This is a genomic window from Sphingopyxis sp., assembly GCF_041916015.1.
Lineage (GTDB): Bacteria > Pseudomonadota > Alphaproteobacteria > Sphingomonadales > Sphingomonadaceae > Sphingopyxis.
Window position 1 is genome coordinate 66,028 of record NZ_JAYSAH010000052.1, and the last position, 14,101, is coordinate 80,128.

The 14,101-nt window shown below is 66.4% G+C and carries 11 protein-coding genes; all 11 read right to left on the reverse strand.

The genetic code is table 11. The features are described 5' to 3' along the window. Positions 1–59 precede the first annotated feature (59 nt). Positions 60–1,325 (reverse strand): DUF445 domain-containing protein, encoded by a 1,266-nt coding sequence (locus ACE3SL_RS08390; RefSeq protein ID WP_374525288.1) that lies wholly within the window; start codon positions 1,323–1,325, stop codon positions 60–62. Positions 1,326–1,395: 70 nt separating this feature from the next. Beyond that, entirely contained in the window at positions 1,396–4,812 is a 3,417-nt protein-coding gene (locus ACE3SL_RS08395) for an efflux RND transporter permease subunit (RefSeq protein ID WP_374525289.1), read from the reverse strand. A gap of 58 nt (positions 4,813–4,870) precedes the next feature. Then, positions 4,871–6,067 carry an efflux RND transporter periplasmic adaptor subunit gene (locus ACE3SL_RS08400; protein WP_374525290.1) on the reverse strand — a complete coding sequence of 399 codons (1,197 nt, stop codon included), beginning with the start codon at positions 6,065–6,067 and terminating at the stop codon, positions 4,871–4,873. A gap of 299 nt (positions 6,068–6,366) precedes the next feature. Beyond that, complete coding sequence (locus ACE3SL_RS08405; protein WP_374525291.1) at positions 6,367–6,639, reverse strand: GlsB/YeaQ/YmgE family stress response membrane protein; 273 nt, start codon at positions 6,637–6,639, stop codon at positions 6,367–6,369. Between the two features lie 117 nt (positions 6,640–6,756). Then, the gene (locus ACE3SL_RS08410; RefSeq protein ID WP_374525292.1) at positions 6,757–7,020 is read right to left on the reverse strand and encodes a GlsB/YeaQ/YmgE family stress response membrane protein; all 264 of its coding nucleotides are present in this window, start codon (positions 7,018–7,020) and stop codon (positions 6,757–6,759) included. 920 nt (positions 7,021–7,940) lie between these two features. Next, a complete protein-coding gene (nadA, locus tag ACE3SL_RS08415; RefSeq protein ID WP_374525293.1) occupies positions 7,941–8,930 on the reverse strand; it encodes a quinolinate synthase NadA in 990 nt (329 codons plus the stop codon). Positions 8,931–9,002: 72 nt separating this feature from the next. Next, on the reverse strand, positions 9,003–9,644 hold the full coding sequence (locus ACE3SL_RS08420) for a DUF4230 domain-containing protein (RefSeq protein ID WP_374525294.1): 642 nt from the start codon (positions 9,642–9,644) through the stop codon (positions 9,003–9,005). Continuing rightward, the gene (locus ACE3SL_RS08425; RefSeq protein WP_374525295.1) at positions 9,641–10,399 is read right to left on the reverse strand and encodes a hypothetical protein; all 759 of its coding nucleotides are present in this window, start codon (positions 10,397–10,399) and stop codon (positions 9,641–9,643) included. Before ACE3SL_RS08425 ends, ACE3SL_RS08420 begins: the two co-directional genes overlap by 4 nt. Beyond that, a complete protein-coding gene (locus ACE3SL_RS08430) occupies positions 10,396–11,328 on the reverse strand; it encodes an MBL fold metallo-hydrolase (RefSeq protein ID WP_374525296.1) in 933 nt (310 codons plus the stop codon). Before ACE3SL_RS08430 ends, ACE3SL_RS08425 begins: the two co-directional genes overlap by 4 nt. Before the next feature lie 208 nt (positions 11,329–11,536). Then, the gene (locus tag ACE3SL_RS08435; RefSeq protein ID WP_374525297.1) at positions 11,537–13,258 is read right to left on the reverse strand and encodes a M56 family metallopeptidase; all 1,722 of its coding nucleotides are present in this window, start codon (positions 13,256–13,258) and stop codon (positions 11,537–11,539) included. Continuing rightward, positions 13,255–13,623 carry a BlaI/MecI/CopY family transcriptional regulator gene (locus ACE3SL_RS08440; protein WP_374525298.1) on the reverse strand — a complete coding sequence of 123 codons (369 nt, stop codon included), beginning with the start codon at positions 13,621–13,623 and terminating at the stop codon, positions 13,255–13,257. Before ACE3SL_RS08440 ends, ACE3SL_RS08435 begins: the two co-directional genes overlap by 4 nt. Between the last annotated feature and the right edge of the window lie 478 nt (positions 13,624–14,101).

The window sequence follows — 14,101 nt, forward strand, 5'->3', positions numbered from 1 at the left end:
TGGGGTCAGTCGACGCACGCTCTGGGTTCCCGCTTTCGCGGGAATGACGAGCAAGGGGGTTAAATCAAAATATCGACCGCGTGGATCGCCACCCCCACCAGTCCGCCGACCAGCGTGCCGTTGATGCGGATATATTGGAGGTCGTCGCCGACCGCGTTTTCGAGGCGGTCGGTTATCGTCTTGGCGTCCCAGCCGCGGATCGTGTCGGACACCAGCTTGAGCGCCGCTTCGCCATAGCTGTCGACCATGCCGACGACCGCGCGGCGCGCGTAGCGGTTGAGGGTGCGCTTGATCGCCTCGTCCTCGCCCAGCATCGCGCCGAACTGGGTGACGAGTTCGCCGATCCGGCCCGCGAGCATCGTTTCGGGGTCGCGGGCGGCTTTGAGGAGCGCGCTGCGCCCCTGCTCCCACAGGCCGTCGAGCCAGCGCTTGACGGCCTTGTTTTCGAGCAGCTCGTCGCGGACGTGCGCGACCTTCGCCTTGACCTCGGGGTCGTGCCGCAGGTCGAGCGCCATCTTGGCGAGGCCTTCCTCGACGCGCAGGCGCAAGGGGTGGGTTTCATCGACCGCCATTTCGCTGAGCAGCTTCGACAGCCCCGCGACGATGCGGTTCGAGATGCTCTCGTCGAGGCCGGTGAAGCGCACGATCGCATTGCTGTTGTCGTGGACCATCTGGTGGATCAGATGCTCGTTGAGTTCGAGGGTTTTCGATCCCCATTTGACCATCGCGTCGAGCAGCGGTTGATGCCGCCCCTCGGCGAGCGCAGCCTGCATCGCCTGCCCCAGCAGCGGCGCGACATCGAGTTCGCGCAAGCGATCGGCAATCGCCGATTTGACCATGCCGCCGAGCCGCTGCTGGTCGAGCGCGCCGAGCGCATCGGCGATGATGCGCGACGCGCCGAGCTTGAGGCGCCCGCCGCCTTCCGCAGGCTGCGCGAGAAATTTGCCGACCGCGCCCGCGACGTCGAGCGTCCGCATCTTGCGCGCGATCAGCCGCGGCAGCAGGAAATTGGTGAGCAGGAAGCGCGCGAGCGTGTCGCCGATGCGGTTCTTGTTGCGCGGAACGATCGCGGTGTGCGGGATCGGAAGGCCGAGCGGATGGCGGAAGAGCGCGGTCACCGCGAACCAGTCGGCGAGGCCGCCGACCATCGCCGCCTCGGCAAAGGCGCGGACGAAGCCGATCGCGGGATGGACGTCCTGATAATATCTGGTCGCGACGAACACCGCCGCCATCGCGATCAGCAGCCCGGTCGCGACGACGCGGATATTCGAGCCCCGCACCGGAACGGCGATGCCCGCCGGGCGGGTAAGAGCATGGTCGGTCATGCGATTCAAATGGCGAAACGCCGCAAAGGTTGCAACCGGCGCAGCATGTCGCCGCGCCGGTGGATCACCCTCATTCCGCCGCGTGCGGTGCCGGGGCGGCATGCGGTTTCGTATCGTCGCCCTTCCGGTAGGTCAGCAGATTGTTCGAGAAGAAGCGGCCGAGGCGCTTTTCGATGCTGTCGGCAAGGCTGAAGCCCGCGGGCACGATCAGCAGCGTCAACATCGTCGACATCGTCAGGCCGCCGATCACGACGACCCCCATCGGCGCGCGCCAGGCGCCGTCACCCGACAGCGACAAGGCGGTCGGCACCATGCCCGCGACCATCGCGACGGTGGTCATCACGATCGGCTGCGCGCGCTTGCGCCCTGCGTCGAGCAGCGCCTCCAGCTTGCCGACGCCATGATCCATCTCCTCGATCGCGAAATCGACGAGCAGGATCGAGTTCTTCGCGACGATGCCGAGCAGCATCAGCAGGCCGATATAGACGGGCATCGAGATTTCCATGCCGGTCACCAGCAGACCGAGCAGGCCGCCGAGCGGCGCGAGCAGCAGCGACGACATGTTGACGAGCGGCGACAGGAAACGGCGGTAGAGCAGCACGAGCGTCGAGAAGACGAGCATCAGCCCCGACACGACGGCGATCATGAAGTTGGTGATCAGCTCGGCCTGCCATTTCGCATCGCCCTGGATGATCTTGCGCACGCCCTGCGGCATGTTCTTGACCGCGGGCAGCGCGTCGATCCTCTTCTGCGCGTCGCCGGTGACGAGGCCGGGCGCAAGGTCGGCACCGATGACGATACGCCGCGTCTGGTTGTAACGGCGGAGTTCGGTCGGGCCGGCGCCGAAGCCGATCTCGGCAACCGACTTCAGCGGCACCGTGGTTCCGCGCGCGGTCGGCACCGGCAGATTCTCGATCGTCGCGAGGCTGCGGCGCGAATCCTCGGACAGCAGCACCCGGATCGGAATCTGGCGATCGGAGAGTGAGAATTTCGCCGCATTCTGGTCGATATCGCCCAAGGTCGCGATGCGGATCGTCTGGCTGAGCGCCGAGGTGGTCACGCCGAGTTCGGCGGCAAGGTCCATCCGCGGGTTGATGATGATCTCGGGCCGCGGAATGTCGCCCTCGATGCGCGGCGAACGCAGTTCCTTGAGCTTGCTCATCTCGGCCACGATCTTCAGCGCATGCTGTTCGAGCAGCTTCGGGTCGTCGCCGCCGATTACCATCGTGATGTCGCGGCCGGAAAAACCGCCCGACTGGCTCTGGAAGGTCACGCGGGCGTCGGGGATCGCCGCCAGCTTCGGCTGCAGCCCGCGCTCCCATTCGACGCTGCTGAGTTCGCGCTTCTTCTTCAGCGTGATGAAAGCGTTGCCGCCGCCGACATTGACGTCGTAAAAGGCGGTTTCGACCGACGGATTATCGTCGAGGATCGCCCCGATCTGGCGCGCGATCGTCTCGCTCTGCGCCAGCGTCGAGCCCGGCGGCAGTTCATATTTCACCTGGCTGAAATCGCTGTTGATCGTCGGCTGAAACTGCTGCGGCAGGGTCGCGAACAGGATGATGCTGAGAGCGAAGGCGGCGCCCCCGATGCCGACGATCCAGACGCGGTGGTCGAACAATCGCGCATAGGCGCGCCGCGCCATGAAGGCGGCCCAGCGGGTAAAGGCCCATTCGCGCATCCCCGCCGCATAGGCGACGGCACCGATGACGATCTGCAACAGCCCGACAGCCAGATAGGCGAAGACGATCATGAACGGGGTTTTCAGCAAGAAATGCAGCGCCGGATTGGGCGCATCCTGTCCGAGCGGAACCGGCTGGAAATAGCTGAACACCATCAGCAGCGCGGTGATGGCGGCCGCAGCCAGCGGAATGGACAGGAAGACGAGCCGCGTCGGCACCGGCGCGTACCCCGCCCGCACGAGCTGATGCTTGGAATTGTCGAGCGTCCACGCGAGGATGCGCTCGTAACGATCGACCCACGGCCCCGATGCATGCTCCTGCTCGCCCTGCGCGGACAGGAAATAGGCCGCGATCATCGGCGTGATCATGCGCGCGACCGCAAGGCTGACAAGCACCGCGAAGACGACGGTCATCCCGAACTGGATGAAGAATTGCCCCGAAACGCCGGGCATCAGCGCGACGGGCAGGAAGACCGCGACGATCGACATCGTCGTCGCGACGACCGCGAGGCCGATCTCGTCGGCGGCGTCGATCGCCGCCTGATAGGCGGTCTTGCCCATCCGCATGTGCCGGACGATATTCTCGATCTCCACGATCGCATCGTCGACGAGCACCCCGGCCACGAGGCTGAGCGCGAGGAGCGACAGGCCGTTCAGCGAAAAACCCATCAGGTCCATGAACCAGAAGGTCGGAATCGCCGACAGCGGGATCGCCATCGCGCTGATCAGCGTCGCGCGCCAGTCGCGCAGGAACAGGAAGACGACGACGACGGCGAGCACCGCGCCCTCGATCATCGCCGCCATCGAGCTGCGATATTGTTCCTTCGTATATTCGGTGCGCGTGAAGAGGATCTTGAAGTCGACCTTGGGGTTGTTCTTCTTGATCTCGGCCAGCTTCTTCATCGCCTCGTCATGGACGGTGACGTCGGAGGCACCCTTCGCCTTCTCGATCGAGAAGGACAGCACCTGCTTGCCGCGAATCTTCGCGAGGTTGCGCTGCTCGGCGTAGCCGTCGCTGACCTTGGCAACGTCGGCGAGCCGGATCGTCCGGCCGTTGCCGATCGAGATGCGCGTCTCGCCGAGTTGAAAGGCGTTGGCGGCGTTGCCGAGGACGCGGACCGCCTGCTCGGCTCCCGCGATCTCGGTGCGGCCGCCGGCGGCGTTGACGTTCACCTGGCGAAGCTGCTGGTTCACCTGGCTGGCGGTCAGGCCATAGCTTTGCATCCGCGCGGGATCGAGGATCACGCGGATTTCGCGATCGACGCCGCCCGAGCGGCTGACCTTCGCCATGCCGGGGATCGACAGCAATTCCTTCGCGACCGTATTGTCGACGAACCAGCTCAGCTGCTCGAGCGTCATGTCCGACGCCTCGACCGCGAAAAAGGTGATCGGGCCGCCCGCGATATCGACGCGCACGACCTGCGGTTCGAGAATGCCGTCGGGCAGGTCGCTGCGAATCTGCTGAACCGCCTGGTTCACGTCATTATAGGCGCGGTCGATCGGAGTGCCGATCGCGAACTGCACCATCGTGCGGCTGTTGCCTTCGCTGACATAGGAGGAGAGTTCATCGACGCCGCTGACCGCGCGCACCGCGGCCTCGACCCGCTGCGTCACCTGCGTCTCGAGCTCCGACGGCGCCGCGCCCGGCTGCACGACGATGACCTGCACCGCCGGGAATTCGACGTCCGGATTGTCGTTGACGTCCATCCGGTTGAAGCTGACGACGCCCGCCAGCAGCAACAGCACGAACAACACGATCGGCGGCACCGGATTGCGGATGCACCAGGCGGAGATGTTGCGAAAGCTCATGATTCAAACGCCTTTTGCGCGTGCTGCCCGAATGCGATTGCCCGAATGCGGTCGGTCGTTACTGCGACGATTTCTGCACCACCGGCTTCACCTTGTCGCCGGGGTTGAGGAAGGCGCCCGCGAGCACGACGACCTTTTCGGTGCCGGTCAGGCCCGACGCGATCGACACGCCGCCATCGGTGATCGTGCCGACCTTGACCGGGCGCCGTTCGACCTTGTCGTCCTTGCCGACGATCAGCACGAAGCTGCCCTCGGCCCCGCTCTGCACCGCGCTTTCGGGGAGCAGTGGCGCCTCGGCGGTGCCGGCGACCAACCGCGCGTCGGCGAACCCGCCGGGGCGCAGCGCCGCGCTGTAGGGGACGGCGATGCGGACGGTGCCCTGACGCGTGTCCATGTTGACGATCGGCGAGACCTGCCAGACCTGCCCCGCGATCTGCAGGCTGGTGCCGACCGGCGTCACCACCGCGCGGGTCCCGACCTTGACATGCTGGAGGTCGCCTTCGGCAAGCTGCGCGAGCATTTCCATCTCGCCGCCCTTCGCCATGCGGAACAATACACCGCTCCCGGCACCGACGACCTGGCCGGGTTCGACCTGGCGCGTCAGCACGAGGCCGGCCTCGGGCGCGACGATGTTGAGCCGGCCGTTGCGCGCGACCGCTTCCTGATATTGCGCCTGCGCGACGCGGACGCGCGCATTCGCCGCATCGCGGGTCGCGCGCTTGCGGTCGAGATCGGCCTTCGAGATAAAGCCGCGGCCGACGAGCGCCTGCGCGCGGTCGAGTTCGGACTGCGCAAGGCTGGCATCGGCCTGCGCGACCTTGATCGACGCGGCGAGGCTCGCGGCCTGCTGCGCCTGCACCGAGCGGTCGATGACCGCGAGCGTCTGTCCGGCGCCGACCCACTGGCCCGGCTCGACGAGGACGCGGACGACCTGACCGCCCTCGCCCGCGATGCCGACCGGCATCTCGCGGCGCGCGGCGATCGTGCCGTTCGCGGCGATCGCGGCATCGACCGACACGCGGCCGGGGATCATCACCGTGACATTGGGGATATTCTGCGCCGCCGGCCCGCCAGCGGCGCCTTCGCCGCCCTTGCTGTGGGTGAAAGCGTACCAGACGCCGAGCAGCACCACCGCGATCAGCGCCACCGCGGCGATCGTCAGCATCCGCTTGCGGCGATTATCCGCTTCGTCCTCGTAAAAGCTTTGCGTCCCCGCCAGGCTGTCCATCGAATCCACTTTCGTTTCGTAGTTCACGCCGCATCCCCTCCGCCGTCCGCGCTCGCCAAAAGCGCCGCCGCAAAGGGCAGCGCGCCCGGCCCGCAAGAGCGGGATCGTCCCTTTGAAGGTGTATTATCTTATTAAATCACCACGTGCAAGAGGTGAAACTTTGCCGTCCCGGTTCCCGCCGCGGCGCGCGTCATAAGCAAGTTGTTCCTCGATTTCCAGTGCTTGCGGCATGAAAATGGGGCGGCCGACCGCTGTCGACCGCCCCCTGATTTCACGGACTTTCCGTCCGGCCCGGTCGGGCCGGATCGCCGCCGGTGCGTCCGGCGTCAGCGCACCCGCCCGCGCCGGATCAGGTTGATGATGGCAAGCAGAACGATTGCGCCGATGAACGCCGTGACCAGCGTCCGCCAGTCGAAGGCGTCGCCGCGCAAATGGCCGCCGCCGAGGAAACCGCCGAGCAGCAGCCGGCCGAGGATCGAGCCGACGCAACCGACAATGATGTTCAGGAAGATGCCCTGCTGGGCGTCGGTGCGCATCACGATGCTGGCGAGCCAGCCGATGATGCCGCCCATGACAAGTGCAATAATGAAATCAATCATGTTCTGACCCCCTACGATCATTATGGCGCCTGATGAAACAGGCATGGAGGATGCTAACCTAAATATCTGCAATCGCCTAGCGAAATGGCGGCGGCCGGGCGGCGGGCGCCATGCACCTCACCGCACACCGCCGCGGCGGATCAGATTGACGAGCGCGAGCAGCAGAATGGCGCCGATGAAAGCCCATAGCAGCCCGACCGGATCGAAGGGTTCGAGGCTGGCGCCCGCCCCGAAGGCACGGCCCGGAAAGCCGCCGAGAAAGGCCCCCACGATGCCGGCGACGATATTGAGAATGATGCCTTGCCGCGCATCGGTTCGCATGACGATGCTCGCGAGCCAGCCGATGATGCCGCCGACGATCAAGGAGATGACGAGGCCCATGATCTTCCTTTCCCGGAGCGACCGGGCGCGCCGCGGCGGGCGAAATGCGGGAAACCGGACCGGGCATCCCTGCCGCACTCCAGCGATGTGCCAACAATGCGAGCAGGCGCCAAAAGTTCCCGGCCGGGCCCCGAAAGACCGCGGCCGGGAGAGGAGGATCAGTTCCGGTCGGGGAACTGCTCCGGGTCGCAGGACAGTCATAGGCGGCGGCGTGCGACCGCGATGTGACGAAAATCACAGGACGAGAATTTTCGAGGATTGCGCGGGGATGGGCGGGTGCATCGGACGCGCCAAACGAAATGGGGGCCGACATCGCTGTCAACCCCCACTATCCGGTTTCATTCCTCGCGCCGCGCTTCGCAGCCTTCCGGTCTGCCGGCCTTTCGACCGACGGGCCACATGGTCATGCGCCGCAGCGGGCTCCGGAACAATCCGGCGATGGTTTGGTCGGCCCCCTTTCGGGGGCCGGCCTCACCTGAAAGACCCTTCATCATCTTGTCCGTGCCTTTGCCGAAGCAACTGCGCTTTCAGAGCGATGGACTGTCTTTCATATGCCGATCTGGTTCGCCTCAACTCGTGGGAATCGCGGCGTTCCGTGATCAGGCTATCGGTCGATGTCCTCGTAAATCCGGTCCGTTCTCATCCGGCTAGTCTTGCAACTACCCTTCCTGTCCCGGCGGCTTTTCGTCTCTGTCGCCCGATGATTTGAAGCTGTCACGAACCGCTTTGGCCGCCAAGCAAAAACCAACGCAAAAGCCCGTCCCGGCCCCCGTGCTTGTGGATAAGTCCGGCATTAGCAACAAGCGGATTCGGCGCAGCATTTTTGTAACAGGGCTGCAGCATTTTCGGATTCGATTGCCGCAATGCAGCAATCGAATCGCGGCGCCTGCTTGACCGAATTGTCTCCGCCGAGTCGCGGATCAGGCGCGGCCCAGATCGCCCTTCCCTACCGTTCCCGACGCCATCTCCAGCATCCGGTCGAGGCTCTTGCGCGCGGCAAGACGAAGCTCCTCGTCCATCTCGATCCGCGGCTGGAGGTCGCGGAGCGCGAGGTAGAGTTTCTCCATCGTGTTGAGCGCCATGTACGGACAGATGTTGCAGTTGCAGTTGCCGTCGGCGCCGGGCGCGCCGATGAAGGTTTTTTCGGGCAGCGCCAGTTCCATCTGGTGGATGATGTGCGGCTCGGTCGCGACGATCAGCGTGTCGCCGGGAAAGCTCTTGGCGAACTGCAGGATGCCGCTCGTCGAGCCGACATAGTCGGCGTGGTCGATGATGTGCGGGGGGCATTCGGGGTGCGCCGCGACCGGCGCGCCCGGATGCTGCGCCTTGAGCTTCAGCAGTTCGGTCTCGCTGAACGCCTCGTGGACGATGCAGACGCCCGGCCACAGCAGCATCTCGCGCCCGAACTTGCGGTTGAGATAGCCGCCGAGATGGCGGTCGGGGCCGAAGATGATCTTCTGCTCGGGCGGGATCTGGCTGATGATCGTCTCGGCGCTCGACGACGTGACGATGACGTCGCTCAGCGCCTTCACCGCCGCCGAGCAGTTGATGTAGGTCAGCGCGATATGGTCGGGATGCTGCTCGCGAAAGCGCTTGAACTGCTCGGGCGGACAACTGTCCTCGAGGCTGCACCCGGCGTCCATGTCGGGCAGCACGACAATCTTCTCCGGCGACAATATCTTCGCGGTTTCGGCCATGAACTTGACGCCGCAAAAGGCAATGACGCCGGCGTCGGTGTCCGCGGCCTTGCGCGACAGCTCCAGCGAATCGCCGACGAAATCGGCGAGGTCCTGAATCTCGGGCTTCTGGTAATAATGCGCGAGGATGACGGCGTTGCGCTCCTTGCGGAGGCGGTCGATTTCGGCGCGGAGGTCGAGGCCCGAGAGAGTCTCGCGGATGGGAGCAGTCATCGCATTATCCTTATGTGGCTTTAGCCTTGCCCGCTCCTCTACACGCCCCCCGCCGACAGGGCAATTCGCGGATCATCCGGCGGGTGCACCCGCGAAGCGCGCGGTCACCTTCGCGTCGATTCCCGCGGCTTTCAGCGGCATCGCGAAGCTCTGCTCGACCGCGGCGCGCGCGGCGTTCTGCGCAAGGCGCATCGGGGTGGTTCCCTTCGCCTGTTTGATCAGCTCTTCCTGCGCCGCCTTGCGGTTCGCGGCGTCGAGCGTCTTTTCGGCGTCGGTCAGCGTCAGCAGGATCACGCCGTCGCGAAACTCGCTGATCGCGTCGATATCGATCTCGGGTCCCGCAAGGCGGAGCGGCGGCAGGGTGACGGTCAGCGCGTTGGTGTCGCCGTCCCAGTCGAGGTCCGACTGTTTCAGGCGGCCGAGGTCAAGCTCGTAGCGGACCGTCCCGGGCATGATCAGCGTCTTCTTCGCCTCGAGCCCGAGGCGCGTCTGGGTCGAGGTCACGACGGCGACGTAGCGCGCGGTGAAAGGCACGAGGACATTCTGTTCCTGCAAGCCCTGCAGGCTCGCGGCGACGACCGTCTGCGGATCGAAACCGCGCTGCCAGTCGCGCCATGCCGAGATCGACCACCAGACGGCAAGCGCAAGCAGCGCCGCGGCGGCGAGGAGGATCAGGCGCGACACAAGGCGCGGTGCGGAGGTCTTGTCGGTCATGGCGTCGTATAGTCCGAGCAATCGGGCAATGGGCGATCCAGTTCGTAGCGCGAAGTCGCGGGATCGTATCGCAGAACGCGATCGTAGGTACAGGCCGGGTCCTGCGCGCGGACGAGATCGGCGCGTTTCAGTTTCGTGGCGCTATTGTCTTCCGACCGGCGCGAGGTGCGCGGAAAAGCCGTCGCGACGGCGCGATAGCTGAGCGTCGGGAAAACCGCCGCGCCGCCGGGTGCCGCGGCGAGCGCCGCGCCGAAATCATATTCGTCGTGGCACGCCTCGAGCCGGTTCTTCCTATCCTTTTCCGAAAAGCAGGCGCGGATGAGCAGCGACCCGCTCCACGGCATGTCGAGCGCCTCGCCGCTCAGCCGGAGCGCGTTCGGCCTAGCATCGAGTTCGATCAGGTGAAGCTGCGACGCCGATCCGCCGCCGCCCGAATACATGCTGGTCTGTCCGGTAAGGATACCGACGAGATAGCGGTTCGCTCCATCCTCCGCGCGGATCAGCCGCGGCCAAAGTTCGACCGACTGCGCTTCAGCGAATTCGGGCAGGGCCAGCGAAACCGCCTCGGCACCGGGGGACGAGATGCGCAGCACCGCTCCCGCGCCGTTGCCCTCTTCGGCCGGCGGCACGTCGAGGCACAGGCTATGGTCGGGCAGACACTGGCTTTTGCCCTCCCCGGCGACGAGCGCGACGACGGGCCCCGATGCGGGCGCGAAGGCTCCGGCAGCGGCAGCCAGAAACAGCGAAACGATCATGCCAGTTCCCATTCTTCCCGCCCGGCTTCATCCGGACGGACGCGGACCATCCCCCGCGCCTTCAGGTCGAGCAGGTGCGCCAGAACCGACCGGCCGGCCGCACCCGTCAGGCGTGGGTCCAAGCCCTTGTACATATGGCTGACCATGACGGGGATCACAGCCGTCCCCTTTTCGAGCTCGCGCAGGATCTGCCGCTCGCGCTGCCTGCGGTGGCCGAGCATCCCGCGGACAAGCTGTTTCGGCTTGGCCACCGCGGGGCCGTGCGCGGGATAATAGACGCGGTCGCCGCGCTCGTAGAGTTTCGAGAGGCTGGCCATATAGGCCGCCATATCGCCGTCGGGCGGGCTGACGACGCTGGTCGACCAGGCCATGACATGATCGCCGGTGAACAGCGCGCCCGTCTCGACGAGCGCGAAGCAGAGATGGTTCGAGGTGTGCCCCGGCGTCGCGACAGCTTCGAGCGTCCAGCCGTCGCCAGAGATCCGCTCGCCGTCCGCCAGCACGCGATCGGGGGCGTAGTCCGGATCGAAGGCGGAATCGGCGCGCGGACCGTCGTCCGAAAGCGCGAGCGGGGCGCAGCCGACGATCGGCGCGCCGGTCGCGGCCTTCAGCGGCGCGGCGGCGGGGCTATGGTCGCGGTGGGTGTGGGTGCAGAGAATCGCGGCGACGCGCTGACCCTTGGTGGCGCGCAGGATCGCATCGACATGGCCCGCGCCATTGGCATCGGGCGGATCGCCGATGCTCATCCCCGATCCGGTCGGACCGGGGTCGATCACCGCGAGGTCGTTTCCCGCCCCGACGATCCACGTCTGGGTGCCGGTGAAGGTATAGGGCGACGGATTGGGCGCGAGCACGCGGCGTACCAGCGGTTCGTGCTGCTCGCACTCGCCGGCGCGGATCGTGTCGGGCCAGGATTTCGCTTCGCTCATGCCTCTCATGTGGCATCGGTCCCGCCGAAGGAAAAGGGAGCCGAGGCGAAAAAGCCCCGAGACGCGAAAAAGGGAGCGGGACGGACCGCTCCCTTTCCCGCTCCCGACGCCGGCCTTACCGGGGACGAAGACAGGCGGTGAAGCTGGCGGGTTGCGGGGGTCCTGACTCCCCTTGGCCCGCTTTCTCAATTGGTTCGGTTGTCGGGCCCTATTGGTCCGATTTCTCGATGTCGGCGATCGCCTTGTCGAGGTCGGCGGCGACCTTGGCGCGCATCTCCTCCGAAAGGCCGCGGGCGCGCTCGCCCTCGGCAAAGGATTCGCGCGCCTTCCTGAGCGCCGACAGGCGAGCGGCACGGCCCTCGGGACCATCGGCGCACGCGAACATCATGACGCGGCTGCGCTTGTTGCCGTTGCTTTCGTCGCGGTTGACGATCGGTGCGGTCGTTCCGCCTTCGCCGCAGCGGACGACCATCGCCTTGCCTCCCACCGGCGCCCAGGCGCCATGCGGCATCGCGGGCATTGCCGGCATGGGCGGCATAGGGGGCATGGGGGGCATCGGCGCCATCACGGTGCGAAAGCTCTCGCGGCGCTTCGCCTCGAGCTTGTCGGCGATCGCGTCGGCCTTGGCCCCGGTGATTCCCTGCTCCTTCAGCGTGGCGAGCACATCGTCGCGCGACAAGCTGCCGGGCATACGGATTTCGACGCGCCGCACCTTGTCCTTGCTCCCTGTGCCGTCGGCGGGGGCGAACATCATCGCCGGATGTCCCTCACCGCCCCCGTCACGGCGGACGACGATGCGGCGCACTTCGCGCTTCTTGCCATCCTTGTCGGCGGCGGCGGCGTCATGCTGTTCGGTGAAGATCATCACGCCCGGGGCTTCGGGCGCAGCCGGCGCCTCGGGTGCTGGCGGCGGAGCCGGCGGCTCGGGAACGTCGGCGGGCTGCGCGGTCGCGATGCCAGCGGGAACCAGCGTCGCAGTGGTTGCGAGCACGGCGAGCGTCGCGCCGCCGACGAGCAGCTTGCCGATCAGGCCGCGCTGCTTCGAAATATCCTCCCTCGTGAGCATCGTCAGTCTCTCCTGCAGATTGTCGTGGACCGCCATCGGCGCCGCGAGCGACAGCCGCGACCCGACCGCCGCCTTGGCGATCGCCGTGGCATAGCGGGCGGTACGCAGGCCCCGGGGAGCCTCGTTGGCCCCACCCTCGACCAAGGCGAGGACACGCGCGTCGCACGCCGCCTCCTGATCGAACCGGAAGGCGCGGATCGCGCGCCACGCGAAGGGATTGAACCATTGCGTCGCGAGCAACAGCAACGCGACAGCATTGGCCCAGAGATCGCCGTGGCGATGGTGCGCCAGCTCATGATCGATCGCGAGCGCACGCTCCTCGGCGACATAGCGCGCGAAGAAATCGTGCGGGACCGCGACGAAGCGCCGCCAGAGCCCGAAAGCGACGGGGCCGTCGACCGCGTCGGTCATGATTAGCCGGATGGAACCGAGCGGTTCGAGCTCGACCGCACCGCCAAGCGCCGCTTCGCGAAACCGCCGATGCGATACCCACGCCGAGACGAGGACGATCAGAACCCCGGTGATCCACAGCGCAAAAAGCAGCGGCAGCGCGTCTGCGAACGTCCAGGTCGATCCCATGGGCGCGACAGGCGCGGCGGGCGTGCCTGCGGTCCGCACCGCATCGGCCATTTCGATCAGCACCACATCGGCAGGAACCGTCGGCGTCGCGGCGACCGTCACAGGCTCGGCGAAGGGCAACGGCGGCAGGACGAGCCGCAACGCCGGAACGAGCCAGAGCGCGTAGGTCAGGCCGGGGCCGAAGTGGCGCGCGAAGGGCTTGCGGATCAGCAGCACCGCAAGAACGAGGAGCGCGGTGGCGACCATCGTGTCGCCCCAGGCCTGCATGATCAGGTCGGCGCTCATGACTTGAGCTTCCGCAGCAAGGCCTCGATCTCGGCGATGTCGGCGTCGGACAAGGCCTCGCGCTCGGCGAGGTGCGCGATCATCGGGCTGACGCGGCCGCCGAAGAGGCGGTCGACGAAGCGCTGTGATTCTTCGCCGACCGCCTCGGCGCGGTCGATCGCGGGGCGGTACAGATAGCGGCGCCCGTCGGCCTCCGCCGTCACCGCGCCCTTCTGGACCAGCCGCGCAAGCAGCGTCTTCACGGTCGCCTGCGTCCAGCCGTTGATCTTGCCGATGCGTTGGGTCAGGTCGGCGGCGGTCTGCGGGGCCTTGTCCCACAGCGCCGACAGCACCTGCATCTCCGACTCGCTTGCTCGCTCCGCCATATCGGAACCCCTCCCTTACTGGCGCTTACCTGCAACACGACTACAACTGTAGTCAATCGGCTGAACGCTTGCTGAACGAGGATGAACCGCGATGTGTCGGGATTTTTGACAGCCGTGCCGGCCGGTAAGGAATCGCTAACCAGCGTTCCACGCAGGAAACCGCGAGCTCGGCGAACTGGCACGGCGTTTGTATGGTATCGGATGTTCCCGAGTGTTCCGCTCAATGGAGCGGTGGGGGGCATCGGTCTGGTCCCTGATGCCCCCTGCCCCCACTCCGGACATCCCCACTTGCCCCCGACGCAGACGGGGGGCGGAGCGGCCGAAAGGCCCCGCCCCCCGGATGCTTTTGCTTATAAGATGCGGCGCTCGGCTTCGGCCGGTTTCTTCGACCGGGAGTGGATAAGCCAAGCCTATACTCCCGTTCGTGTCGAGCGAAGTCGAGACACGCATGGGAAGCGCCAGCCTTCGCGTGTCTCGA

What these genes read in the sequence shown, in the direction of transcription:
- ACE3SL_RS08405 (WP_374525291.1), bottom strand. Translation starts at nt 6,639, where the DNA reads ATGATTGATTTCATTATTGCACTTGTCATGGGCGGCATCATCGGCTGG.
- ACE3SL_RS08440 (WP_374525298.1), bottom strand. Translation starts at nt 13,623, where the DNA reads ATGGCGGAGCGAGCAAGCGAGTCGGAGATGCAGGTGCTGTCGGCGCTG.
- ACE3SL_RS08410 (WP_374525292.1), bottom strand. Translation starts at nt 7,020, where the DNA reads ATGGGCCTCGTCATCTCCTTGATCGTCGGCGGCATCATCGGCTGGCTC.
- ACE3SL_RS08425 (WP_374525295.1), bottom strand. Translation starts at nt 10,399, where the DNA reads ATGATCGTTTCGCTGTTTCTGGCTGCCGCTGCCGGAGCCTTCGCGCCC.
- ACE3SL_RS08395 (WP_374525289.1), bottom strand. Translation starts at nt 4,812, where the DNA reads ATGAGCTTTCGCAACATCTCCGCCTGGTGCATCCGCAATCCGGTGCCG.
- nadA (WP_374525293.1), bottom strand. Translation starts at nt 8,930, where the DNA reads ATGACTGCTCCCATCCGCGAGACTCTCTCGGGCCTCGACCTCCGCGCC.
- ACE3SL_RS08430 (WP_374525296.1), bottom strand. Translation starts at nt 11,328, where the DNA reads ATGAGCGAAGCGAAATCCTGGCCCGACACGATCCGCGCCGGCGAGTGC.
- ACE3SL_RS08390 (WP_374525288.1), bottom strand. Translation starts at nt 1,325, where the DNA reads ATGACCGACCATGCTCTTACCCGCCCGGCGGGCATCGCCGTTCCGGTG.
- ACE3SL_RS08420 (WP_374525294.1), bottom strand. Translation starts at nt 9,644, where the DNA reads ATGACCGACAAGACCTCCGCACCGCGCCTTGTGTCGCGCCTGATCCTC.
- ACE3SL_RS08435 (WP_374525297.1), bottom strand. Translation starts at nt 13,258, where the DNA reads ATGAGCGCCGACCTGATCATGCAGGCCTGGGGCGACACGATGGTCGCC.